23 protein-coding genes, 1 pseudogene and 1 CRISPR repeat array are annotated in these 24,628 nt (G+C 43.9%); of the genes and pseudogenes, 12 read left to right on the forward strand and 12 right to left on the reverse strand.

The features are described 5' to 3' along the window. The first annotated feature begins 3 nt into the window (after window positions 1-3). The 6 genes from prfA (at window position 4) to nlpI (ending at window position 4,947) form a co-directional block, all read left to right on the forward strand. On the forward strand, window positions 4-1,092 hold the full coding sequence (gene prfA, locus ABUE30_RS09225; protein ID WP_408623454.1) for a peptide chain release factor 1: 1,089 nt from the start codon (window positions 4-6) through the stop codon (window positions 1,090-1,092). Next, window positions 1,085-1,939 carry a peptide chain release factor N(5)-glutamine methyltransferase gene (gene prmC / locus ABUE30_RS09230; RefSeq protein WP_408623455.1) on the forward strand — a complete coding sequence of 285 codons (855 nt, stop codon included), beginning with the start codon at window positions 1,085-1,087 and terminating at the stop codon, window positions 1,937-1,939. The genes prfA and prmC overlap by 8 nt, the downstream gene beginning before the upstream one ends. Further along, window positions 1,932-2,297, forward strand: coding sequence for a hypothetical protein (locus tag ABUE30_RS09235; RefSeq protein WP_408623456.1), 366 nt, complete (start codon window positions 1,932-1,934; stop codon window positions 2,295-2,297). Before prmC ends, ABUE30_RS09235 begins: the two co-directional genes overlap by 8 nt. A 15-nt stretch (window positions 2,298-2,312) precedes the next feature. Further along, the gene (locus tag ABUE30_RS09240; RefSeq protein WP_408623457.1) at window positions 2,313-3,074 is read left to right on the forward strand and encodes a SirB1 family protein; all 762 of its coding nucleotides are present in this window, start codon (window positions 2,313-2,315) and stop codon (window positions 3,072-3,074) included. A gap of 66 nt (window positions 3,075-3,140) precedes the next feature. Next, on the forward strand, window positions 3,141-3,998 hold the full coding sequence (kdsA, locus tag ABUE30_RS09245) for a 3-deoxy-8-phosphooctulonate synthase (protein ID WP_408623458.1): 858 nt from the start codon (window positions 3,141-3,143) through the stop codon (window positions 3,996-3,998). A gap of 67 nt (window positions 3,999-4,065) precedes the next feature. Then, a complete protein-coding gene (gene nlpI / locus ABUE30_RS09250; protein WP_408623459.1) occupies window positions 4,066-4,947 on the forward strand; it encodes a lipoprotein NlpI in 882 nt (293 codons plus the stop codon). 21 nt (window positions 4,948-4,968) lie between these two features. Here the strand turns inward: nlpI and ABUE30_RS09255 are convergent, their stop codons facing one another. Further along, the gene (locus tag ABUE30_RS09255) at window positions 4,969-5,835 is read right to left on the reverse strand and encodes a U32 family peptidase (RefSeq protein WP_408623460.1); all 867 of its coding nucleotides are present in this window, start codon (window positions 5,833-5,835) and stop codon (window positions 4,969-4,971) included. Between the two features lie 11 nt (window positions 5,836-5,846). Continuing rightward, complete coding sequence (gene ubiU / locus ABUE30_RS09260) at window positions 5,847-6,839, reverse strand: ubiquinone anaerobic biosynthesis protein UbiU (RefSeq protein ID WP_408623461.1); 993 nt, start codon at window positions 6,837-6,839, stop codon at window positions 5,847-5,849. Window positions 6,840-6,990: 151 nt separating this feature from the next. Between ubiU and ubiT the strand changes: the two genes are divergently transcribed. Further along, a complete protein-coding gene (gene ubiT, locus ABUE30_RS09265; protein WP_408623462.1) occupies window positions 6,991-7,491 on the forward strand; it encodes a ubiquinone anaerobic biosynthesis accessory factor UbiT in 501 nt (166 codons plus the stop codon). Here the strand turns inward: ubiT and ABUE30_RS09270 are convergent. Together ABUE30_RS09270 and ABUE30_RS09275 are read right to left on the reverse strand one after the other, a co-directional pair. Further along, window positions 7,488-8,630 carry a YdgA family protein gene (locus tag ABUE30_RS09270; RefSeq protein ID WP_408623463.1) on the reverse strand — a complete coding sequence of 381 codons (1,143 nt, stop codon included), beginning with the start codon at window positions 8,628-8,630 and terminating at the stop codon, window positions 7,488-7,490. The genes ubiT and ABUE30_RS09270 overlap by 4 nt on opposite strands. Before the next feature lie 27 nt (window positions 8,631-8,657). Beyond that, the gene (locus ABUE30_RS09275; RefSeq protein ID WP_408623464.1) at window positions 8,658-8,918 is read right to left on the reverse strand and encodes a YfhL family 4Fe-4S dicluster ferredoxin; all 261 of its coding nucleotides are present in this window, start codon (window positions 8,916-8,918) and stop codon (window positions 8,658-8,660) included. 367 nt (window positions 8,919-9,285) lie between these two features. Here ABUE30_RS09275 and ABUE30_RS09280 point away from each other — a divergent pair, with 367 nt between their 5' ends. Continuing rightward, window positions 9,286-9,483, forward strand: a complete 198-nt coding sequence (locus tag ABUE30_RS09280; protein WP_408623465.1) for a hypothetical protein — start codon at window positions 9,286-9,288, stop codon at window positions 9,481-9,483. A 150-nt stretch (window positions 9,484-9,633) separates the two neighbouring features. Here the strand turns inward: ABUE30_RS09280 and ABUE30_RS09285 are convergent, their stop codons facing one another. Continuing rightward, entirely contained in the window at window positions 9,634-9,996 is a 363-nt protein-coding gene (locus tag ABUE30_RS09285) for an aegerolysin family protein (protein ID WP_408623466.1), read from the reverse strand. Between the two features lie 285 nt (window positions 9,997-10,281). Between ABUE30_RS09285 and ABUE30_RS09290 the strand changes: the two genes are divergently transcribed. Further along, the gene (locus ABUE30_RS09290) at window positions 10,282-10,575 is read left to right on the forward strand and encodes a hypothetical protein (RefSeq protein ID WP_408623467.1); all 294 of its coding nucleotides are present in this window, start codon (window positions 10,282-10,284) and stop codon (window positions 10,573-10,575) included. Between the two features lie 1,391 nt (window positions 10,576-11,966). Next, window positions 11,967-12,476: direct repeats of the CRISPR family, unit length 30 nt; unit sequence TTTTCTAAGCTGCCTGTGCGGCAGTGAACT. Window positions 12,477-12,957: 481 nt separating this feature from the next. Here ABUE30_RS09290 and ABUE30_RS09295 read toward each other — a convergent pair. Both ABUE30_RS09295 and ABUE30_RS09300 read right to left on the reverse strand, forming a co-directional pair. Continuing rightward, window positions 12,958-13,101, reverse strand: a complete 144-nt coding sequence (locus ABUE30_RS09295) for a hypothetical protein (RefSeq protein WP_408623468.1) — start codon at window positions 13,099-13,101, stop codon at window positions 12,958-12,960. Window positions 13,102-13,239: 138 nt separating this feature from the next. After that, window positions 13,240-14,004 (reverse strand): metallophosphoesterase family protein, encoded by a 765-nt coding sequence (locus ABUE30_RS09300; protein ID WP_408623469.1) that lies wholly within the window; start codon window positions 14,002-14,004, stop codon window positions 13,240-13,242. A gap of 278 nt (window positions 14,005-14,282) precedes the next feature. On the opposite strand from ABUE30_RS09300, the pseudogene ABUE30_RS09305 reads away from it, so the two are divergent. After that, a pseudogene (locus ABUE30_RS09305) lies at window positions 14,283-14,484 on the forward strand (IS3 family transposase); the annotation flags it as partial. 105 nt (window positions 14,485-14,589) lie between these two features. Here ABUE30_RS09305 and ABUE30_RS09310 read toward each other — a convergent pair. Beyond that, the gene (locus ABUE30_RS09310; protein ID WP_408623470.1) at window positions 14,590-15,993 is read right to left on the reverse strand and encodes an HD domain-containing phosphohydrolase; all 1,404 of its coding nucleotides are present in this window, start codon (window positions 15,991-15,993) and stop codon (window positions 14,590-14,592) included. Between the two features lie 1,163 nt (window positions 15,994-17,156). On the opposite strand from ABUE30_RS09310, the gene ABUE30_RS09315 reads away from it, so the two are divergent. Together ABUE30_RS09315 and ABUE30_RS09320 are read left to right on the forward strand one after the other, a co-directional pair. Then, window positions 17,157-17,450, forward strand: coding sequence for a HigA family addiction module antitoxin (locus ABUE30_RS09315; protein WP_408623471.1), 294 nt, complete (start codon window positions 17,157-17,159; stop codon window positions 17,448-17,450). 740 nt (window positions 17,451-18,190) lie between these two features. Further along, the gene (locus ABUE30_RS09320; RefSeq protein ID WP_408623472.1) at window positions 18,191-18,919 is read left to right on the forward strand and encodes a YebC/PmpR family DNA-binding transcriptional regulator; all 729 of its coding nucleotides are present in this window, start codon (window positions 18,191-18,193) and stop codon (window positions 18,917-18,919) included. Between the two features lie 51 nt (window positions 18,920-18,970). Here ABUE30_RS09320 and glgC read toward each other — a convergent pair whose 3' ends face one another. The 4 genes from glgC to ABUE30_RS09340 all read right to left on the reverse strand — a co-directional run bounded on the left by glgC (window position 18,971) and on the right by ABUE30_RS09340 (window position 24,598). Continuing rightward, complete coding sequence (gene glgC / locus ABUE30_RS09325; protein WP_408623473.1) at window positions 18,971-20,188, reverse strand: glucose-1-phosphate adenylyltransferase; 1,218 nt, start codon at window positions 20,186-20,188, stop codon at window positions 18,971-18,973. Between the two features lie 251 nt (window positions 20,189-20,439). Continuing rightward, window positions 20,440-21,783, reverse strand: coding sequence for a prephenate-dependent tRNA uridine(34) hydroxylase TrhP (gene trhP, locus ABUE30_RS09330; protein WP_408623474.1), 1,344 nt, complete (start codon window positions 21,781-21,783; stop codon window positions 20,440-20,442). A gap of 132 nt (window positions 21,784-21,915) precedes the next feature. Beyond that, a complete protein-coding gene (rdgC, locus tag ABUE30_RS09335; protein ID WP_408623475.1) occupies window positions 21,916-22,827 on the reverse strand; it encodes a recombination-associated protein RdgC in 912 nt (303 codons plus the stop codon). Between the two features lie 70 nt (window positions 22,828-22,897). Continuing rightward, entirely contained in the window at window positions 22,898-24,598 is a 1,701-nt protein-coding gene (locus ABUE30_RS09340) for a sensor domain-containing diguanylate cyclase (protein ID WP_408623476.1), read from the reverse strand. Between the last annotated feature and the right edge of the window lie 30 nt (window positions 24,599-24,628).

The raw sequence follows: 24,628 nt of genomic DNA on the forward strand, positions 1-24,628 counted from the left end.
TACATGAAACCATCGATATTGTCGAAATTAGAAACGCTTAAAGAGCGTTATGAAGAAGTGCAAGCGCTCTTAGGTGAGCCGGATGTGATTAGTGATCAGGATCGCTTTCGGGGACTGACCAAAGAATATTCACAACTGGAAGGTGTGGTGCAATGTTTTGATCGATATCAGCAAGCTGAAGCCGATTTAGCTGCTGGTGAAGAGATGCAGAATGACAGCGACCCGATGATGCGGGAGATGGCGGCCGAAGAGATTACCGACGCTAAGCACACCCTCGAGCACCTTGAAAGTGAATTACAGATTTTATTACTGCCTAAAGACCCCAACGATGAGCGTAATGTCTTTTTAGAAATACGCGCTGGCGCTGGTGGTGATGAAGCCGCGATTTTTGCGGGCGATCTGTTTCGTATGTACAGCCGCTATTCAGAAAATCGTGGATGGAAAGTTGAAGTTATTTCATGTAATGACGGGGAACATGGTGGTTATAAAGAGCTTATCGCTAAAATTAGTGGTGACCATGTCTATGGCGTGATGAAATTTGAATCAGGGGGGCATCGTGTTCAGCGCGTCCCTGAAACTGAATCGCAAGGGCGTATTCATACCTCTGCGTGTACAGTTGTGATTATGCCAGAAGTCCCAGAAGCTGAAGCGGTTTCAATTAACTCGGCCGATTTGCGCGTCGATACCTTCCGCGCGTCAGGGGCAGGGGGGCAGCATATTAACAAAACCGATTCGGCGGTACGTATCACCCATATCCCAACGGGTGTGGTTGTTGAATGTCAAGATGAGCGTTCGCAGCATAAAAACCGAGCTAAAGCCATGTCTGTTTTGGCAGCACGCTTGCAAGCTGCTGAAGATGAAAAACACCGTGCTCAAGAAACGAGTATGCGCCGCGAGCTGGTTGCCAGTGGTGATCGTAGTGAACGGATCCGCACCTATAATTATCCGCAAGGGCGAGTGAGCGATCATCGTATCAACTTGACTTTGTATCGTCTGAATGAAGTGATTGCAGGGGATTTGGCAGCATTGATTGACCCCATCATGCAAGAGTATCACGCCGATCAACTGGCTGCATTGGCTGACAATGACTGAGCCACTGCCATCGATAGCCCAAGCACTTACGCAAGGCTATCAGCAGTTAACAATGAGCGATTCAGCCAAATTGGACGCTCGAGTATTGCTCAGTTTCGCCTTGGGTCAGTCTCTCACTTATTTATTGACTTGGCCGCAGCGACGACTCAATGCTGAGCAGTTTGACTGCTATGCCCAGTTATTGGCACGGCGCGTTCAAGGTGAGCCGGTTGCTTATTTGGTTGGTGAGCGAGAGTTTTGGTCGTTACCGTTTAAGGTATCGGCATCGACTTTAATCCCCCGTCCGGATACCGAAGTATTAGTCGAGCACGCATTAACGCACTTAAGCGACAATGCGTCGCTGCTTGATTTAGGTACCGGCACTGGGGCAATTGCTATTGCGATCGCTCATGAACGGCCTTCTGTTAACGTGAGCGCGGTTGATATTCGTGAAGATGCGCTGCAATTAGCCAAGCATAATGCTGAGTTGAATCAGGTGAACGTTAACTTTCGTTTGTCATCATGGTTTAATGAGCTCGCTGGCGAAAAATTTGATGTGATTGTTAGTAATCCGCCATACATTGATGCTGAGGACCCTCATCTTCAGCAAGGTGATGTTCGCTTTGAGCCTAGTTCTGCTTTGATCGCCGAGCAGCATGGTTTAGCTGATATCATTGAAATTATTAAAAATGCTCCCCAATATTTACATGCTCAGGGTTGGTTACTTATAGAACATGGTTACCAGCAAGGAGATGCGCTCGCCCGGTTATTGCACGAGGCAGGCTTTAGTCAGATCGCTACGCATTGTGATTACGGCGGTCAGCCGCGGGTGACGCAGGGACAATATCGGAGTCATGATCATGACTAATTTATTGAACGGTTTGCAGGTTGCCTGTTTGGTGCTATTGATGGCGCAGTGGTGGCTGAGGATCCTCAAGCCTACCTTGACGCTGCCTTTTGCAAGCTGGAAGAAAATTGAAGCGGCGTTTATTTTAGCCATTATTATCTTTAGTGCTTGGAGCGCGTTGTTAGCGGGTATGCGCCCTTGGTTCGAATTGTGGTACGCTGAGCAAATAGCCTCGGTGATGGTGGGTGCTGCATTAATTCGGATCTGTTTTGAACATTTTCGCCGCATGTTATTGCGGATTGTTATAGGGTTGGGTATCTGTGGTTGGCTCGCAATGGCGGCCCAAGCAGGTATTCATCATCAGCCTATTTGGTTTTAATCAGGAGAATCTACGTTGTTATTTGAAGCCCTTGCGTTAAATGAAGAGTTATCTGGCCGTGAGTCTCAACGTAGCCGTCATCAATTATTTAATTGGTGGCGTAATTGGTTGTTGCAGCACACCCCCGCGACTGATGCGAACGAGCGATTACTGCAGCTTATCGATCTGGTTTATCACGAGTTAGCTTTTTCTGGCAATTGGAAAGATTTTTTTAACAGCCAGAATGTTTATCTTGATACGATGATTGAACAGCGCTTAGGCACGTCGGCATCGCTGGCATTATTGGTGAGCTATTTTGCTCATAAGCTGGATCTACCGTGTGACGTGATTAATCTCCCCGGTTGCTTTGTACTGCGTTTTATTCTAGATGATGATTGTTACTTTGACCCGTTTACTGGCGAGCAATTGACGCTGCGTGAAGTTGAACTCAAACTCCGTGGTTATAAAGGCGATTTAGCGCGCTTAACTGGGGACCACTTACGTGCACTGGAACAACCAGAGGTAATGGTTCGTTGGTTGTCTGCTTTGAAAAGTGCGTTGATCCGCGAAGATCAATTTGAAGGCGCGCTGCGAGTATCTGAGACATTATTACAGTTTAATCCCGATGACCCACATGAGATGCGTGATCGTGGTTTTTTGTTTCAGCAACTTGATTGTGCCAATGTTGCCATCCATGATTATGAGTATTTTATTGAAAAATGCCCGCGTGATCCGGTGGCCGATCTATTAAAAATTCAGATCCGTAGCCTAGAACAAGAGCCATCGACGCTCCACTAGCTGATCCTAAGATCATGCAAAAAATAGTTACGGTTGCATTTTATTTAATTATTTAGAGTAGTGTTTATGACATCACAACATGTAGAAGTAGCTGGATTAACGATTGCCAATGATCGCCCTTTTACCTTATTGGCTGGAATGAACGTATTAGAGTCACGGGACATGGCATTGCGTGTTGCCGAACACTATGTCACCGTCACTGAGAAATTGGGTATCCCATACGTATTTAAAGCCTCATTTGATAAAGCTAATCGTTCATCGATTCATTCATATCGAGGCCCCGGTTTAGAAGAGGGGCTGAAAATATTTGAAGCAATTAAAGCACAGTTCAACGTTCCGGTGATCACCGATGTCCATGAAATACATCAAGCCGCTCCGGTTGCCGAAGTGGTTGATATCTTGCAATTGCCAGCATTTTTAGCTCGACAAACTGACTTAGTTGAAGCGATGGCACGAACTGGTGCGGCCATTAATATTAAAAAGCCACAATTTTTAAGCCCTTCACAAATGAAAAATGTAGTCGATAAATTTGTTGAGTGCGGTAACGAGCGGCTGATTTTATGTGATCGAGGGACTAATTTTGGCTACGATAACTTGGTTGTCGATATGTTGGGCTTTGGGGTGATGAAACAAAGCTGCCATGAACGTCCGGTGATTTTTGATGTAACACATGCATTGCAATGCCGTAGTGCCTTTGGTGAAGCATCTGGTGGGCGCCGTGAACAGGTGCTTGAATTGGCTCGCGCGGGGATGGCAACCGGTATCGCAGGACTCTTTTTAGAAGCGCATCCCGATCCTGAACATGCACCTTGTGATGGCCCAAGTGCCTTACCACTGACGAAATTAGAACCCTTTTTGGCGCAGATTAAGGCGCTTGACGATTTAGTTAAATCATTTGCACCAGTGGATACATCGCGTGCGTAGTTGCTATCCTGATAAAGACTTGCGTGCGAATAGCTGGAACTGATGGAAGACAACCGAAAGGATTTTTATGACTAAACCATTATGGTTGGTGCTTGTCACAGCATTGTTATTGGGAGGCTGTGCTAATCATAAGGATACCCAGCCTCTGTCGATGGTGTTAGCTCAGCCATTGCAAGTTGATTATCTCAGCGAGGCACAGTTCGTGCGCTTGGGACAGCTGATTGATTCAGGTAAATTCCAAGATGATAAACTCTCTCAATTATATTACGAGCGAGGCTTGGTATTAAGCAAAATGGGTTTAGGTGCGATGGCTCGGCTCGATTTTAGTCGTGCCATTCACGTTACTCCTGATTATGCGCCTGCTTATAACTTCCTTGGGTTATATTATCTGCAAAATCAAGATTTAGATAATGCCTATGAAGCGTTTGATTCGGTTATTGAACTGGACCCTAATTATGACTATGCTTATTTTTCGCGAGCATTAGCGCTTTATTATGGGCATAAGTATCAACTTTCTGAGAAAGATATTCAGCGCTATCAAATACAAACCCCTAATGACCCTTATCGAGTACTGTGGCAATATTTAATAAGCGTTAAAATTAACCCTAAAGCGGCGCACACAGCCTTGATCAAAGCATACCATCGCTCACAGAATAGTTATGAATGGGGGTGGCAGTTAGTTGCGCTATTCGCTGATGAATTAACGCCTTCGCAGTTGCTCGCAAAAGTGCAACCTACTCAAGATAATAAGTTGAAGGCTGAACAGTTATGTGAAGCTTATTTCTATTTGGGTAAGCAGGCGCAGTTAACCCATCAATCAGAGCTGGCACAAAATGATTTTAAACTATCATTGGCTAACAACGTTTATGATTATGTTGAACATGGTTTAGCACTGTTAGAGCTTAAAATTTATCGTCAGAAACTACATATGCAAGAGCGTGAGCTGTAAGTTCACGCTCTAAAGCCTGAGTTAGTTAACGACTTCAAGCCCAGCTAACTGGTGCCAATATCCGTTCACATCCTCTCCAAGCGGTTGGCGTTGTCCTAGCGCCGCTTGGTTAAATTGCTCCAGCACCGCATTGGTGCGTTGATAACTAGGGCTGATGCGCAGAATGTCGACTAACCCTGTCATACTTTCTTGATCATTACATAAGTTATAGCATTGCCCCGATTGAGTTTGGATGCCGTTTAATACAAAAACAGACTGGCCTTCTTGGCTAAAAACTTTTCGACCACTAGGGTAATCTTGGCAACACTCTTGACAGTCATCTTTACTGCGATTGAGCGAGCGTGCGGTAAAGCAGCGCGCCGAGTAGGCCAGTGGCAAATGCCCATAGCCAAAGACTTCTACTTCAAATTGACTGCGACTATCACTTGGTAGTTCAGCTAACAATTGACTTAACCAATCACGAGAGAGTTCAACAGGCATCACCCAGCGCACCATACCTTGACGCAGTAGCAGCTTCAAAGATGCAGCATTATAGATATTAATGGCACTGCCACAGACGAATGGAAGCTTGCGTTCATGTAAAAGATCAATCGCGCCAATGTCATTTGCTTCGACTAAAAACTCGCCATTGTCGCAATATTGCTTAAGCACTTTAATTTCCGATGGCGCTTGCAATAGTGCTTGTGTTGACAACACCACTTGTTTACCGCAAGCGGCTAACGTTTGGGCAATATCAAGCCAGTCATTTGGTTTCATATCACGGCGCTTGTTGCAGACCGTTTCACCCAAATAGACAATGGGGGCGGAGCTTTGTTGGATCTGCTGATAAAACTGCTCTAGTTCAGTTTTTGGCCAATAGTAGAGGACAGGGCCAATCGCATATTGCATTATAGTTATCCTTACTGCCAAGCGCGATGATAAGCGCCAAGGGTTGTTTGACGACCTTCACTTAAATGATTGAGCACGGCCTCACCAGCGGGTTGATAGCGGGAAGGATCGGCTAAATAGCTGTCGATGGCTTGTCGCCAAACCCGAGTAACTTGCTCCACATAGGCTGGACTGCGTTGACGACCTTCAATTTTAACCGATGCAATGCCGGCATCGAAAAGCTCTGGCAACACGGAAAGAGTATTGAGACTAGTTGGCTCTTCTAATACGTGGTAGCAGTGTTCATCAACGTTAAAGCGGCCTTTACAAAGCGTTGGATATCCAGCTGATTCGCCTTCTTTATAGTTGTCGATCAGAACTTCGTTGAGTCTTGATTCCAGCCCGTTGTCGGTTTGCTGCCAGCGTACATAATTAGCTGGTGAACAGGCGCCCACTGTATTTGGGGACTCACCCGTTAGGTAGGACGAGAGGTAACAGCGTCCCTCAGCCATAATACATAGACTACCGAATGCGAATACTTCAAATTCAACTTCAGGGCGCAGTTTTGCTAACTGTTTAACTTGATGAATAGACAATACTCGCGGTAAAACGACACGCTGAATTGCAAAATTCTTTTTATAAAAATCGATAGCGGCCGTATTGGTTGCCGAAGCTTGGACCGAAAGATGGATCTCTAAATTAGGATGGCGGTTGGCTGTGTATTCGAGTAGGCCAATATCTGCCATGATCACTGCATCTGCGCCAAGCTCAGCGGCTTGGTCGATCGCTTTTTCCCACACCTGTTGTTGGCCCGGATGAGCGAAGGTATTAATCGCAATATGCAGTTTGCGGTGATGGTCTTTAATGTATTGAACGGCTTGTTCGAGCCGCTTTCCGGAAAAGTTAAGCCCTGCAAAATGGCGGGCATTGGTTGCATCTTTAAAACCAATATAGACGGCATCCGCCCCTTCATTAATCGCTGCTTTTACGGCGGGTAGACTCCCAGCCGGACAAAGTAGTTCCATAGTTGATTTTATCCTTATAAATAATAGATGTAGTTTACCCAAGGATATTTATCGAGGTTTTGACTCAGCACAGTTTTTTGCCAAGCGTGCCACGCTAGACTAGTACCGAGATCTATTTAGCCAAATTAGAGCGTTATCAAAGGAGAGTACAGTGGCTTTGCTTCAAACACTGAAACACCATGTTGTTAGTCAAGGTCCGCGGCTGGCGAGTATTCCAATTAAGTGGGTGCCGTTTGTACTGCAACGACCAGTGTTAGAATTAGCGCTGAATCAATTATTTAGTGAAGCGATACACGAAGGTGAACTCGACTTTTTGCAGGAGCGCAGGGTCACTCTACAAGTGCAAGATATTGCCGGGAACTGGATGATTACCTATCGAAATGGCAAGCTGTGTGTCGCTGAAAAAGGCCAAGCGAGCGATGTATGTTTTTCGGGTCACTTGAACGACTTTATTGTGATGATGGGGCGGCGTGAAGACCCAGATACCTTATTTTTTCAGCGGCGCTTGGTGATTGAAGGCGATACCCAACTCGGATTAGAAATAAAAAATCTGTTGGATAATATCGATTATGATGAACTGCCCAAACCTGTCCATCAACTGATAGCGCTAGCATCGGGTTGGGTGATGCAGCAGCAAGCAGCGCTTATCTAACTTGGGTTTGGATCCGGTTTTTGTTTTAACTCGCCGCGTTGATAGATCCAGTTCGCTGTCAATATATTGCCTTGTTGTTTAATTAAGCCATTGGCAATAGCTCGCTCGGTAAATGCCAACCAAGCGTCGGGGAGTAGATTATCAATAAACTGCGTGTTAGTTTTGGCATGCAGTTCAAGACTGGCGTTTTGTAATAAGAGTGAGCCATCTAGTGACGAATGGCTGAGCGTCGTCGGGGCAATGGCTAACGATGCAGTCAGTTCCATTTTTCCTTGGTGGCTATGCATGACCAGGGGATTAAAGCGAATATGCAACCCATTGGCTATTAATGGCGCTAGCTGTTCTTGCCAACGAGTGCTCAGTTGCAAGGTGTTGAGGTTTGCAATCGCTTGCCTAGACGCTTGCATCGTAATCTGTGTGTTCACGTGTTCCAAATCAATGGGTAGCGCGCCTCTGCGCCAATGCAACAGGGCAAATTGTAAGTCGCTTTTATAATGACTAAGCGGATTAGCTGGGTCAATTTGGGTTTGCATCTGCAATCCCTTGAGTTGAAACTGCAACGCTTGAGAGTCAATCGATAAATTGTCAAGTTTCAGCTGGTAGTGCCATGTTGTGTGTTGTGCTGATAAGATCTTAAAGCGAGGATAACTTGCTTGCGTGTCGAATTGAAATTGTGAGACTTTCAATGCACCATCTTGTTGAGCAAAGTGCTGTTGATAATGTGCAAGCCTGACTTTATGGGTTAGTCGAGTCGGCGAGATTTGAGTTGTTATCGTCAATTGGCGAAATAGAGGATTGCTCCCCACATAGTGATGTTGCCCTGTGATTGACAACGAACCAAGATGCCAGCGCCATTGACTGGTCAATAATTCACGCTGATTGATAAAGATCACCGCTTTAGGGCCCAATCCCCAATACTGACAGTTGATCCGTACCTGTTCACGGTGGTGGTTATTGGCTAGCTGATATGTTTCTTGCCCGGTTAAATAGCCCCAGCGATATTGATGGCTTAGAACCTTCATCCCTAATTGGGGGACTAATTGTGTGGCAAGTCGGTGGGCAACCCAACCGTTAACTAATGGCATGCTGGCAACAAAGACCAGCGCAACGGCCAAAGGCCAAATAAGACGTCGTAACATAGACCTATTTCCCTACGGTCAGCTGCTTTATTGGGACAGAATGTCCCCATGCAATATGACAAATTTTTCTAGTAATTGTTCTTCACTTTCTTGATGATCAGGATCGATGATAATGCAATCAATTGGACACACTTTCATACAAGTTGGCTCGGGGTAATGCCCCTGACATTCGGTGCAGCGGTTTGGATCAATGCGTGTTTTACCGCTTGTATAGCTAATTGCCTGGTTAGGGCATTCGGGTTCACACATGTCGCAGTCGATGCAGTTATCTTTAATAAGTAGTGCCATATCAATTAGCTATCTCAAATAACTTATAAAATTCAATAAATTATAAAATTCCTTTTGATTACCTTCTATTCTTTTAGATCGTCAAAATAACCAGAAATTTCGTCTATTTTCGCGTATTCATACCACAACCCCAAAGTTGTGGTACTGTTGCTAAAGTTGCTCTCGATCATACAGGGCAACGTCGCTTAGAGAAATATGAAACAAGTAGTTTTTTGTGAATAGTTTTTAGCCCCACTGGATTAATCATCTTCTATATCCGTCACTGTGTATGCACCATCGAAGCAAAGACCGCGATCCAATGTTCAAACACTTAATTTTTATGATGGGATCACAGATGAAAGGAGAGAACTGAAACGCACCGCGTTTGATGCGTATTGCCAATGAACAAGCGAAATACGGCCAGTTTGTGACTGATTTGCTTTATCAGCAATTGGATGATGATATGGACGCTGCGTTCTACGAACTTAACCCACAAATTCGTGTGGCCATCTTTCCCCAATCAATGACCGTCACATTACCCGATGTGGCCAGTGTGCAGAAACAGACTACGGTGACGAGGAATTGATATAAGTATAATACTAAATTGACTACTGTCTAACTGAGGGCAAAAATAGCCCTCAGTTAGCTAATGATTAATTTAGAATAGAACATCGATATTTCATCAGTATTAGATTAAATTCTATTATTGATTGGAGTCTAATTGTTATTTTTGAACCTAATTTCCGCCATTAGTTAGGGTGAATGTGACCGTCGCATTATCACCGCCACCTGTACCTGATTCTTGATGGATAGTATAGGTATTATCTGAACTAGAACATGAATATGAGTTATCACCAACAAATGGATTGTCCCAATTTATTGTAATAGTAATATTCGACTCGTTATAACTGGCTGTTCCTTCAGTACCTGTCATAAACCCATCTGATTCAGATTCCCACGTTACAGTTGAATTTGCTTCCACGGTCTCAGGAGGGTACATATTGCTTGACCATACTCCATGAGGTAACTCTGCATTTGACCGTGTGAGAGTTAAGTCAGTCTCATTTTGAAATTTAACAACAGTGCTTCGAGATGCCATTTTAGCTTCCTTATTACAATTTAAAAATTAGCGGTACTATCGATACATTACATATTAAATGTATATCAAAAAAAAATATTTTCAATAAATATTATCATTTTGATATTTTAATTTAACATAAAAAATATTATTGATATTTATAGTAATAATAAATAATTAGTCATTTAATATAAATTCAATTGAATCAATAATGTAGATTTAAATTTTATTAAATATGGTTTTTATATTAAATAATATTTCTCTTTGTCTACCAAAATATAGCTTTTTCATTTCTGAGATCCCACCATGTTGTTCAAACTAACCGGAAAAAATGCCGATCTAATGATGGATCGGCTTCAGTCGTGGCACCTAAAAGATGGCAACGGCACCGAGGGCGATTCGCTCTCACTCACGATTGGCTCATCGGATATCGATGGTATTCCACCGAAAGGCGAGCAATACACCGTGTATCTGGATGATATCAAGCGCGATGTCTTTCAAATCACCCAATGCACGGCAACCACGCAGCCGCGAACCGTACAATTGGTGTTAACGGTCGCGCCGTTCCTTGCTGACCAAAGCGAGTTTTTAAAGCGATAATCGGCCAGCTGCTTCCCTGGCACAGATATTCTCGGACGTTGTCACCCCGTTTGGCTACGATATTTTTGTCCATCTTCGATTACAAAAAATTGAAATCGAGCACGATAATCGCACCGATGAAAGCGCGCCGGCTTTTCTCAAGCGGCTCGCCAAGCAGTTCGATGCGGTGGCCAAACCTGCCGAGCGGTTATACATCTTTGTGCCCATTGGCGAGTCACAAAGTGCCAGCGGCAAACAGATTGAAACCATTACGCTTACCAAACCCGCAATCAATCGCTGTTTAAACAGTTGGGCAAAGATAAAGTGACAGTGAAGCGAAACAAGCGGTTGCCACAGAACTGCGTCGGCTAAAACGTCAAGGGTGAAAGGTGACGATCGAAGCCATCTAAAAGTTAGGCGAGTAATCTGATGCGTCAGTTATATGAAAAAAGATACCTAAATAGGATTGGCAATTGTCGAGGATGTGGGGGAATTGAATACGATTACTATTCGTCTATTTCTAGTCAATGACAAAAGCATAGATTATTAAAATCTACCTCAAATGGGTGATTGATTACTAATGATATAACTATTAATATAGCTCCTGCTTGTTACACTTTTGCTTGTCGTCTGATGATGACCCACCCGGTATCTTTACCGGGTTTTTTTTGCGTTTAGATTTTAACTAATTGATAAAAATACATAAATTTTGAATGAATGCTTATCTGGTACGGGTCCTTCTGAGGCCTAAAAAACGTCATACGCGGCATCCATGGAGCGGCTCACATCGGTCATCCATGACCTCATTTCCTCAGCCTGCGAAACGATGTTTCGGTCCGTCGTCACCTAAGCTGCCTGCTGTAGCCCGGTAGTAGCGTAGCGGATGCCGGGAGATGAAATAAGTATGTGCTAACAATCCTTCCCTGGAGCGGCTCACATCGGTCATCCATGACCTCATTTCCTCAGCCTGCGAAACCATGTTTCGGTCCTTCGTCACCTAAGCTGCCTGTTGTAGCCCGGTAGTAGCGCAGCGAATGCCGGGAGATAAAATAAGTGTGTGCTAACAATCCGTCCATGGAGCGGCTCACATCGGTCATCCATGACCTCACTTCCTCAGCCTGCGAAACGATGTTTCGGTCCTTCGTCACCTAAGCTGCCTGTGCGGCAGTGAACGGTGGTTTAGTGAAGTGTGTGCTAACAATCCATCCATGGAGCGGCTCACATCGGTCATCCATGACCTCACTTCCTCAGCCTGCGAAACGATGTTTCGGTCCTTCGTCACCTAAGCTGCCTGTGCGGCAGTGAACGGTGGTTTAGTGAAGTGTGTGCTAACAATCCATCCATGGAGCGGCTCACATCGGTCATCCATGACCTCACTTCCTCAGCCTGCGAAACGATGTTTCGGTCCTTCGTCACCTAAGCTGCCTGTGCGGCAGTGAACATTTGGGCTGAACTCGGCGTGGATTACATCGTTTTCTAAGCTGCCTGTGCGGCAGTGAACTAGCCTGCATCACCGCGTGATCTGGCGTGTTCTTTCTAAGCTGCCTGTGCGGCAGTGAACTGAACTGATGATCCGAATTAAAGATACTTATCTTTCTAAGCTGCCTGTGCGGCAGTGAACCAGCTACAATCTCAGTATCCACGCCTAATGTTTTTCTAAGCTGCCTGTGCGGCAGTGAACTTAACATTCGCAGATAAGAAAGGTGATCAAATTTTCTAAGCTGCCTGTGCGGCAGTGAACTGAAGGAAATGAAGACTAAATATGTTGCCGTTTTTCTAAGCTGCCTGTGCGGCAGTGAACTTTTTGATGGAATGGACGTTTCAAAAGGTCTATTTCTAAGCTGCCTGTGCGGCAGTGAACTTACTTATCATTTATTTTAGATTAAATTGATATTTCTAAGCTGCCTGTGCGGCAGTGAACAAGATTATATTAGCGGTAATTCCTTGTCTATGAAAGGAATTCGGGCAAATTTCTTAAAATACCCTTTATTTTTCGTCTTATTTTTTACATATAAAAATCAATATGTTATAAATCATAGAAAAAAAAGGGTATAAAAGGGTATAAAGGTTAATGAATCCGCATGACCTATTGAAAATCACTGACCTGATTAGAATCTTCAAGCAATCGTTGATTCCGGATCATCAATCAGCTACCGTTTTCAGTAACGCGGCGTAGAAACTTCCCCAAAGCGGCTTACACAACCAGTCCCGTCAGTGTTGGCTTTTTTGTGCCTATTTTTTGTGATCGAGTTGTTTGATCACACCCGATTTATGTTGGGAGGGCGACGAATACAATACCTATATGGGGAATAAGTCCGCGGTCTTGTTTGTACAGTTTCGCACTTATGGCCTATCGCTAGCACTTAGAAATGAAAGAGCAGAAACTAGAGAACCTGGCCAAACTTACCCGAGACTACACCCGTCAAGCCCTGCATTACCCCGGCCGGCACTAAACCGGCCGTAGAACGCGTTGTATCCATCCCAGAGTGGCCGCCAGTTAGCGTAGTCTTGGCGAGTAATGGAGCAGATATTGAACGATGGTTTCATGACGTACTGGTTCCCAATGGTCTATGTCTTGCTCACCGGCGAGTAAGTTGGTGCCTTTCTGCTACTTTGCTTTTAGTAAAAACCAAGATAATTGTATTGAATCCAAGTGCAAGGTAGTGTTCAAATGAATACCTTTTATCAGGCTTCTAATACGGTTTGATTTCGCTCCATTTGGCTGAATACTTCAAGGGCTTCTTCTTCAGAAGGGGTATTTAATACATTATTCATAACAAATTCTTCTGCTTGAGGGTAGTTGGTTTTTCGGATCAGCTCAGCAGCTTTGCTTATGTCATAATCTGTATGCATAAAATGTATTTCATCATCGAGAAGTAACCACTCGGCGCCTGTTCGACTATATGGCATGCCCACACTGCCGGCATTTATTATGCTAATACTTCCAGATGTTATCTTAAATTGCATATGAGTGTGTCCACATACAACCATTGACGTCGATATATGACCAAATATAGAAGCCAATTTTTTTCCCGGCGTTAGGCGAGTGAATATTTCAGTATTACTACGGGGGGATCCATGGCAAAAAAGCACTTGGCCCCACGTATCGGTCTGAATTTCTAATGTAGGTATCCAGCTGGATAGAAACTGTTTGTGTTCGGTTGTCATCTGTTTTGCTAGCCAATGAGTCACTTCATCAGCTGTTTCGGTGAGCTCCTCGACGTCTTTTCCCGCAATGTGTTTTAATAGCTCGGATTCAGCATTACCAAGAATAAAATCTATCGGAATGGTTATATTTCGCAAAAGCGTTAATGTTTCTAATGGTGAAGGGCCCGCGACAACATCGCCACCCACAACGATTCGATCTACCTTGCGTTTTTTAATCTCATCAATGACGGCTTCAAGAGCTGTTGAATTTGCATGAATGTCATAAATAGCGGCAATCCGCATAATGCAATCTCCATTCGGAATTTTATTTTCACCAAGCTAATGTTAGTTAGACTATCTCAAATCTCGACCAATATTATTATTGGACCCAAACTCAGGGCGAGAGCTTGAACGTTTTTTGAATAGTCAAATTTGATATTATTGATCAAAAAATAGACAAGAAGATGAGTTTTTAACTGATACAGAATAGGTGTATTCAGACTTGAGATGTAATTTTCGTCATAAAACATCTAGTTAGATTAAAATTCAAGCAGTATAGCTGGTTATAAAGTATTCACGCTCTTGCCCTGGACCCAAACTATTCCGTAGTGCAAGCTGTTCAGACGATGAATGTGGGCAAGTCACTATGAACAAGTGGTGGCGACAATTAAAAGAGGAACGTCAAGGTAACACGCTGCCCCTATGATGGCTGAGAAAATTGAAATTCGTGAATTGAAAAGGAAACTAGTTCACCTTGAATCGTACAACGAAATCCTCAAAAGGCCAACAGCGCTGTTGATTTCAGATTCACTGGCCAATCTTCGAACAATGAGAAACTCTTAGCCGCGCTATAGCTCGAAATCTTGCATGGTGTGTTGAGGTGCAAGGTTACAAATCTGGATGTAAATTTCTTATCGAGACAAATTCATCGATATTGTCTAGAAATAACGTCACTAAAGTAGGGTCAAATTGTGTGCCTTTATTTTTTTGAAAATACTCTATGACTTTGTCGAGAGGCCAAGCTTCTTTATAACAGCGCTTACTTTTCAAGGCATCGAACACATCAGTAACGGTGGTAATGCGAGCATAAATGTGGATATTTTCACCCATTTTTTTATATGGATAACCTTGCCCATTCCAATATTCATGATGTTCTAGAGCGACAATGCCGGCTAAGGCGATCATGTCGCCATCATCGTTATGGAGTAACTGGTGGCCTATTTGTGTATGGGTTTCCATTAATTCTCTTTCGGCATCAGTCAGTCGCCCAGGTTTATTTAAAATGGCTTCTGGAATACCGATTTTCCCTACATCATGCATCGGACTGATAATTTCTAGAACTTCACACTCTCTGGCGGATAGTCCAGCTAGTTTTCCCAAATAGGCCGAAAGTTGAGCGACTCGCTTCACATGGTTTCCGGTTTCGCCTGAGCGGGTTTCAATCGAGTTACCCAGTACATGGATGAGTTTCTTTTGGATCTGTAGGGTTTGACTTTGTAAGCTAACAATTTTCTTGTCTTTCTCACTCATTTCTTGTTTTCGTTTTAACCGATAAAATTGGAAAACAATGATGATGATAAGCATAGAAATGATACTACCAAAGATGGACAACAGCAGATAATGGTTCGCCAAGAATGAGACGGGTTGACCCATTATTACGGCGTTTGCTGGTAACAACGATTCATCAATATGGTATTTTTTTAAGCTATGGTATTGAAAAACAGGTTCGCGAAAGGGTTTTACTTCAAGATTAATTTGCACAGGGTCAGAGAGTTGGCGGCCTAAAAGATCGACCATCTGTACGCCTTGTCGATAAGAGCCATTAACATAGCCACCCAGCACATCGCCTTTTAGATAAAAATTCCAAAGTACAACTATGGGGGCTTTGCTTACTGTCGATAGATCAATCGCAGTTTTGCTATAGCCATAATAGATATTCTGGTTCACCTCAGTATTAAAGTGGGTTAATAACACGGCGTCATCGGAAGATATATGGGCTAAGATCTGGCGGGTTTGTTGAAGGGTTTTATGCCTAATTTCTACCAGTTTTATGTTGGGGTAGTTTTTCATGGCGGCTAAGATCTGGGGTCTTAATAGTTCCGAGGAAATTCCAGTATCCGAAAGGTAATAAAGTTGTTTTAAGTGCGGCCTTATTTTTTTTATTAGATCTAAATTTTCTTTGATGCTATCAATCTCAAAAAGGATGATCCCTTTGTTGGTTATAGGTCTTAGCGTCGCATTTAAATCACTGATACCTGCGGCAACTGTGGGGAGATTTTGTAAATTGGGCATATCTAAGCGCTTGAAAAAGCGTAGCGCATTATCATCGGTGAGAAGAACGCCATCGAAGTGGTAATTTCGGTACTTTATTGCCAGATATTCTTTGAGTTTTTGATAATACTCTGGCGTGTTGTATAGGCGTTTACTGTCAATATACTCGATTGACAACTTAATGGGGTGTGACGCTGAGTCGGTAGCGTCTCTGATACCTTTTTGAAATTCTCGGGTCCATTCATAATCTGGGTCATATGAATGCAATACTAAAACGTTTTGCTGCCCATCTGCGGCACAGCAGATTTGGCTGGTTAGAGCGATGAAAAATAGTAAGTAGTAGCGCAGAAGTCCTTTCACTTAACTTTTCCTTATTGCCTCATGCTTCAAATGAAAGACGCAATAACTCCTTATACAAGATCGATATTCGTTACACTTTACTTTCCTAACGCTCGAACGTCATCAAAATAAGGAGGTTAACCGTTCACAAACATCGCTGACAAAGCTACTTTATAATGTCACTCGAATAAGTGTCCTGAGTTCTCTTTGAATATGATTGAAAGTCGACAAAAGATCAACTCTCTGTTGGTTAGGACAACCGCATGGATGCCTAAATTTCAATCGCGTCGTTAAAAACTGCCGATAATACACTCACTAACACGAATGCATAGATAAGTACTTTAGTGTTCCAATACTGCTTATTGTTCGTCAACTCCGAGCTTACCATGCTTCATCCCATATGATACAAACAAGAAAATGCTCGTCCCATGAACAGATGTCTTTGTTCATCCTGATATTCGGCCTTCAGTACAGATTGTAAGCCACTGTTTTCGTAGCGCAGCAGGCGCTTAGGCAACGTTTGGAACTTAAGGCTTACTGATGCTCTTTCGAGCGAACTCATCCAGACCTTTCTTTCGAAAGGACGTTGCCATCTAACGCCTTGTCGCGAGTATTCACATTATCTAGATTCGATATGACCTTAGCTTTTAAATATCATCTTTGCAGTCGCGCTCGCTTGCTGGCCGCTGATGTTATTATTTGTCCAAGAGCGTATTGCGAAATATGTCATCACGCACTATGCTCGATAATGATTGTATATCCATGATTCAGACAGTGTGCTGAGTCTGTTGGGTTTTGTCTGTTTTTGGCAAAGCGTTTATTTCTTATAATGAGATCCAGCACAAATGACAATGAGCAATCCACCTCATCCTGGAGAGTTTATCGAGTCGGTGTATATGACTCCCCATAATATTAGCTGCCGAATGTTAGCTACTCATTTGGGTGTGTCGCCATCAACATTGAACCGAGTGATCAATGGCAAAAGTGGTATTTCTCCAAGAATGGCGTTACGACTATCCAAAACGTTAGGTCGCAGCCCTGAAAGTTGGATGACAATACAAGATAATTATGACCTTTGGTGTGCCAAACAAGCTTTGAATTTAAATCACGTGCAACCCATTGCATTAGACTTAGTATAATGAAAGTGGTCCATAAAAAGAGCGTAGCGACCATCAATTAAGCATTCTGCCTAGGCCTGTTTGTATCTGTGTGCCATGAACTAAGGGTTAAAAAAAGGTGCGAACAATTCGTCCTTTCATCAATCAATGAAGTGTTTTACATCAGTCGTCCATGACCTGATTTTCTCAAACTTCAGATTTTAAGTGAGTTGGATGAGGTAGCTTTCCCAGATTCCACGTTCGTTACATCCGAGGGACGGCTGGTTTCATTTCAACCTAAAACGCCTAATGTAGCCCGACAGTAGCGCAGCGAGTGCCGTGGAATGTAGGCCGTTCATCCGCAATGGCACAGATTTCCAGAGATTTTATGAGGTGGTGGATCTCCCCGATTTCACGTTTGCTACGGCTGGTTTCAATTTCAACCTAAAGCACCTGATGTCGCTCGGCAGCAGCACAGCGGATGCCGGGAATGGTTTCATTTAAATCTAAGATTTTAGGTGGGAGTTTAACGTATTGTTTTATAGCTATTTTTTAAAAGAGCGAAATCAAAATCTCCTATCAAAGGGGAATTGAGTATTTTGGCGCTCGAATGTGGATTGTTCCTTATCCGACGTCCAAGTCAATATATCGGTCTGTAAGTATACTATCGGATAGTGGCATGAATACCGATCAATGAACAAGCCTTTGATCGGGGTACTAGTGCAAATGAGAAGCTGTGGTAAAATCCCCTCACGATTAATGTTTGTTTAGAGTTAGAATCAATGGGAAGAGCCTACGAAGTCCGTAAAATGTCGATGGCTAAAACTGCGGGCGCTAAAACAAAAGTATATTCAAAATATGGCAAAGAGATCTATGTGAGCGCTAAAAAAGGCGGCGCTGATCCAGATACTAATTTGTCATTGCGGCGGTTGCTGGAAAAAGCTAAAAAAGATCAGGTGCCATCGCATGTGCTTGATCGCGCAATAGAGCGAGCCACTGGTGGTGCGACTGAAGATTATGAAGCAACCCGATATGAAGGCTTCGGTCCTGGTGGTTGCATGGTTATCGTCGATTGTTTGACCGATAACAATAGCCGAACTTTCGCAGCTGTTCGCCAAGCTTTTATCAAAAACGATGCGAAAATTGGTAGTCCAGGTGCAGTTGGGCATATGTTTGAGCATCAGGCGATTTTTGGTTTTGCCCATGATGATGAAGATGTCATTTTAGAACTTTTGATGGAAGCTGATGTTGATGTCAGTGAGATTGAAAGTGATGAGGGGATGATCACAGTATTTGCCCCTTATACTGAATATGACAAAGCGCGTAGTGCATTGTTAGCCGCGATGCCTGATGTGAACTTTGATGTTGAAGAGATCTCATTTGTGCCGCAAACCAGCACTGAACTTGGTGGTGATGATGTCGCTACATTCCAGCGTTTCTTAGATGTGTTGAATGATGATGATGACGTTCAAAACGTTTATCACAATGCGATATTGCCTGATGAAGGTTAGCTCTGCGAGGCGCCGATTGGCGCCTTATCATGTGCTTTTTTAGTCAGGTGATTAAAATTGGTATCCTTTGGGGACCACAACAATGCCATTGTCAGAGAGGGTAAAACGCTGTTGGTCAAGGTGCCGGTTTAGGCCAATCTCTGTATTGGGCGGTAGTTTGACGCCTTTATCGATAATGCAATGGTGTAGTTGGCAACGCGGACCGACTTCGACATCATCAAATAAAATACTACTTTCGACCACAGCTTCATCAAGGACATGGACGTTTTGAAAGAGAATGGAGTTTTGTACACACCCGCCTGAAACAATGGTCCCGCCACTGACAATTGAGTTAATAGCAATTCCCTCTGTTCCTGAAGCCCCTGAAACCATTTTAGCGGGCGCGACTTGTTTTTGGTAACTGCGAATAGACCAGTCTTGTTGATACAAGTTAATCGGCGGCATGGGTTGGAGCAGATCCATATTAGCTTGATAATAGGAATCTAACGTGCCGACATCGCGCCAGTATTGGTCGCGACTCACGCGGCCACTTGCCCCGCCAAATAAGTAGGCGAAAACCTTAGCGGACGGGATCAATTGTGGAATGATATCACCACCAAAATCATGTCCTGTGTCAGTCATATTATGGTTTTCACTCAAGCCTTGTCCCAGATAATCCACTGAGAAAATATAGACTCCCATTGAGGCGAGTGCGCGACCGGGTTGTTCGGGGAGTGTTTGCGGATGGGTCGGTTTTTCTTCAAAGCCAGTGACTTGCAGTTCGTTGTCAATGCTGACAATGCCAAATTGATCAGATTGTCGGGCATCAATTTCCATGCAAGCTATAGTGAGCCCCGCGCCCTTTTCAATATGTTGGCGGAGCATGGGTTCATAGTCCATTCGGTAAATATGGTCACCCGAAAGTACCACCACGTATTTCGCTTGACTACGCTCGATCAGATGTAAATTTTGATACACCGCATTGGCCGTCCCTTGATAGCCACCGATCTCTTGAGTCATTTGTGGCGGAATCGCAGTGATAAATTCGCCTAATTCTGGATTGAATATTGACCATCCATCACGCAGATGCTTATGCAATGAATGGGATTGGTATTGGGTCAGTACGAGTATTTGCCGAAGACCTGAATGTAAGCAGTTGGCGAGGGTAAAATCGATAATTCGATATTTGCCTCCAAAGGGAACAGCTGGCTTAGCGCGATCGATGGTTAGAGGATGTAGTCGAGAGCCTTTGCCTCCGGCTAAAATCACCGTGATTGCTTGCTCTAACATAGTTTAACTCCTTATGGCATTTAGATCGGCGAATATATTGGTAAGGATTGCGAACTGATCATACTGACCTTGACATTCTAGTGGATACTACAAATTGTATGCCAATAATCGCTATTGATTTATCCAGTCTGTGGTTTTTTCATAAAACTGCGTGAAGAGGATATTATCAATTACAGATTTGTCGATTTTATCTAAGAAAGGCTGTGTATCGAGCAGGCTTACCTAGTCAGGCAAGCCTGGGTTTATGTTGATTAAGCGCTTTTTTGGTGCGGATTGCGGGTATCGGTGCCCTGTTTTAAGTTGCGCATAATGAGTGCATGCTCAAGAGCAATATTGTCAGGTACTGGCAGATAAACTGTATGACCACTGCCAAGTGCCGCTTCAAGTGCTTCGCCTTTAGCGTTTTCGAGTTGCTCAAGGGTGAAGGTGATATTTCCTTGCGGGGTCATCAGTTCCAGTGAATCACCGAGTAAAAATTTATTTTTAACGGCAACTTCAGCCAGACCATTACTGGCGCGGCCGGTGATTTCGCCGACAAATTGCTGGCTGTCACTGACTGAGTAACCATACTCATAATTTTGGTGCTCATCGTGAGTATGACGACGCAAAAAACCTTCGGTATAACCGCGATGAGCAAGACCTTCTAAAGTCGATAGTAGACTTGGATCAAATGGACGGCCTGCCGCCGCATCATCAATCGCTTTGCGATAAACTTGAGCAGTGCGTGCACAATAATAGAACGATTTGGTACGTCCTTCGATTTTCAGTGAATGCACACCTATTTTAGTTAAGCGTTCAACATGCTGGACAGCGCGCAGATCTTTAGAATTCATGATATATGTCCCATGCTCATCTTCAAAAGCGGGCATATACTCGTTGGGGCGGCCTTTTTCCTGTAACAGCACGACGTCGTCAATCGGTTGGCCAATACCAAGCGCTGGCTCAACGGCAACTACTTCGCCTGTTTCGTTTTCTTTGGCTTGGTGAACATTGTACTGCCAGCGGCAGGAATTGGTGCAAGTGCCCTGATTCGGATCGCGTTTGTTAATATAGCCGGACAGCAGACAACGGCCTGAGTAAGCCATACATAAGGCGCCGTGAACAAATACTTCAAGTTCGATATCCGGCACGCGAAATCGGATCTCTTCAATCTCATCAAGTGATAGTTCGCGAGATAAAATGACGCGTTCAACCCCTTGTTGATGCCAAAATTTAACCGTTGCCCAGTTGATGGCATTGGCTTGTACTGATAGATGAATGGTCTGCTCTGGGAAGGCTTCTCGTACCATCATGATTAATCCTGGATCTGACATAATCAGAGCATCCGGATTCATATCAATGACAGGTTTAATATCATCAATATAGGACTTTAATTTGCCATTATGGGGCGAGATGTTGGACACCACGTAGATTTTTTTGTCTTGCGCATGCGCTTCGTCGATGCCGATTTTAAGGTTTTCTAAATTAAATTCGTTATTGCGCACTCGCAATGAATAACGAGGTTGACCAGCATAAACTGCATCAGCGCCATAGGCGAATGCATAGCGCATATTTTTGAGCGTCCCTGCGGGGGACAATAACTCAGGTGTAAACATATCTGACTCCTACCTAGAGAGTACCAATTTGGTCGCGAATATTACCCGCTGTTGAGATATGTTGCAATTGTTAACAGCTCATCAAGTGGGAGGCGTGCGGTAGTGCACAGAGTACCACCGCAGTGAACAGGGTTATTCGGTGACTTGCTCACCGCCCAATGCTTCGATAAGGGCTGGGATAAATTGGCGTAATTCTGCGCATAACAGCGTAAAGTCAGCGTCAAAGCGCGCCAGTGGATCATCACTGGTGATATCATCATTTTCTTCGAGTAATTCATCGGCAAATTTGAGGCGCTTGAGAGCGAGATCATCCCCTAGGACGAAGGATAGGTTATCTGCATAATTTAGGGCTAGTTTAGTCACCATTTTGTCGGCGGCAAGATGGGCGGCAATTTCGTCGCTGAGTAAGTCTTGTTCTTTACAACGAATAATCCCCCCATGTTCTAGCGCACTTCGCAGCTCGGCTTCATCGCCTAATTCAAACCCTTTAGGAAGATCGCCTTGGTTTAACCAGTCGGTCATGGTGACATCAGCTGGGGTACTTAAGTTTAATGGGACAACGGGCAGTGACCCTAACGATTTGCGCAGTAGTCCTAATAGTTCTTCAGCTTTACGGCTACTGGCCGCATCCACTGCGATAAAATTGCCATCAGGGCTGACCCAAGCGAAGGTAAATGCGTGACGAGTAAAGGCGCGGGGCAGCAGTTGTTGCACGATATCGTCTTTGAGCGCTTGTTTTTCCGCTTTTTTTAATGCCCGTTGTTGTTCGCTTTCTTGATGTTCAACTTTTTCTTGCAAAGCGTCACGAACAACCGTTGCTGGGAGAATTTTTTCCTCTTTTTTTACACAGATCAACAGCTCGTTGTTCGCACTATGTGATAGGGTCTGCCCTTGCTTGCCCAATGGTGAAACCCAACCTAGTTGACTTAAATCTTGGCTACCACAAGGTTTAAAGGAAAAAGCTTGTAGAGCATTTTCAAGTTGCTCTTGAGTATGAGAGAAAGGCTTGGTGAGTCGATAGACCAAAAGGTTTTTAAACCACATGAAGGATCCTATGATGCGTTTAAACGAAAAAAGCATTCTACCAGAGCCATCCAATGCGGCGATAGCCTATTTAGGATGATTTATAGTTTGCCTGTTTCTCCAGTTTATTCTGAACAAAGGGGGTTGAGCAAATTTCCAAGCGGTTACGACCTTGCTGCTTGGCGTGATATAAGGCCTGATCAGCACCACTTAAACAGGCATCAACTAACGCGCCTCCACCATCTACAGAACACATACCTATGCTACAGGTGATCGCAATCGATAGCCCTTGATAACTAATGGGTGTGCTGGTAGTGCTGCTTCTAATTCGTTCACAGATAGCCTTTAGCTCATCGTAGTCAGAGGCCTCAGCAATAACAACAAATTCATCACCGCCATAGCGATACAGGCGGTCATGATGACGTAAGCAATTTTGAATCCTGCGGGTAAATGATTGCAGAATGACGTCACCGGCTCGATGACCATACTGATCATTGATCGACTTAAAATGGTCAACATCGATCATTGCTATGGCAAATGGCTGCCCCTGATTGAGGCCAAATCCACGCAAGGTTTGTAGTTCTTGCTCTAATGCTCGACGATTATGAGCGTGCGTCAATGAGTCTATATTGATGTCGCGATTGAGCCGCTGAATGTGGTCAATGAGTCGCTGAGCATCTAATACCAGAGCACCATAAACCCATTGTTGATTGAATGTGTGTCGGGTGACCGAGACTAACACCGCCAGCTCATCACCATTTTCACATTTGGCAAATAACCATAGCGATGAGTTATCTCGGTCCGGTGTTTCATGGCGACGAAAATGAACAATGGCTCTTAAAACGGTCCACTTAAAGCGATTGGGAATTAACTCCCAAACCGTCATCTTTTCCAATTCCGACTGGCTCCATCCAAGTATATTCGATGCGCCTCGGGTCACCGACAGTATTCGTCCAAAGTCAGAAAACAGAATGAGGGCTCCAGCCGCAGAGTCAAGAAATACGGTTAACTTGAGTTGTTTTTGTAAATTATCTTCACTGATGGCATTTAGATCAGCGAATAATTTATTGTAACGAAATGCATTGTAAATAAGAGCTGCGAGGTTAATCGCAATAAAACTGGCCGCAAATAAGGCTAATGCAAAATCAACCTGTAAGATGTTTCCAACCACGAGCGATTTATAGATTAAGCCAATGAGTAATGGCAGGGCAAAAGTTGGTATGAGCAACCTGCGAAACTGCCTTGAGCCGGGCATTTGGGAGAAGAGTAAATAATTGATGCGGCTGCGTCGATTCGCAATGGGTAGAGTGATAAAAAACAATATAAACCCTAATGAAGTATGCAGTGCCATTGAAGAAAAAACAGGAACTTTGAATATTCCAACAGGGTTATAAATATACCCGAGTAATCCGACCAAAGGGCAGAGCAGCCCCACAATTCCTAATATATCTAGACGAGTCGGATGGTTCAACCACGGCCTGTAGAGTAAGAGCAATAAGCCTGCGACAATAAAGCAAAATGTTGTCACAATGGAAGGACGACCAGGATACGTACTGCTCCATGGGTCCTTAAAGAGCCACTCATCAATTTTAAACTGACTATCGAGCCAGTATTCAAGTAACGTTAAGGTGAAAAATATAACTAATATGAAGCCGAAGAACATCATCATCTTGTGATGCGAATGCTTGGAGATGGGGAGCAATGCTAACCCACAGATTAAAAATCCCAATGCAGTGTTTGGTTTCATGGAAGGAAATGAAATGGAGAGTTGTGTCAATGCTTGATTCTGCATTGTCCATCCCCATAAAACAGTGAGACCTCC

Origin of the sequence: Celerinatantimonas yamalensis (assembly GCF_046054155.1) — a bacterium.
Lineage (GTDB): Bacteria > Pseudomonadota > Gammaproteobacteria > Enterobacterales > Celerinatantimonadaceae > Celerinatantimonas > Celerinatantimonas yamalensis.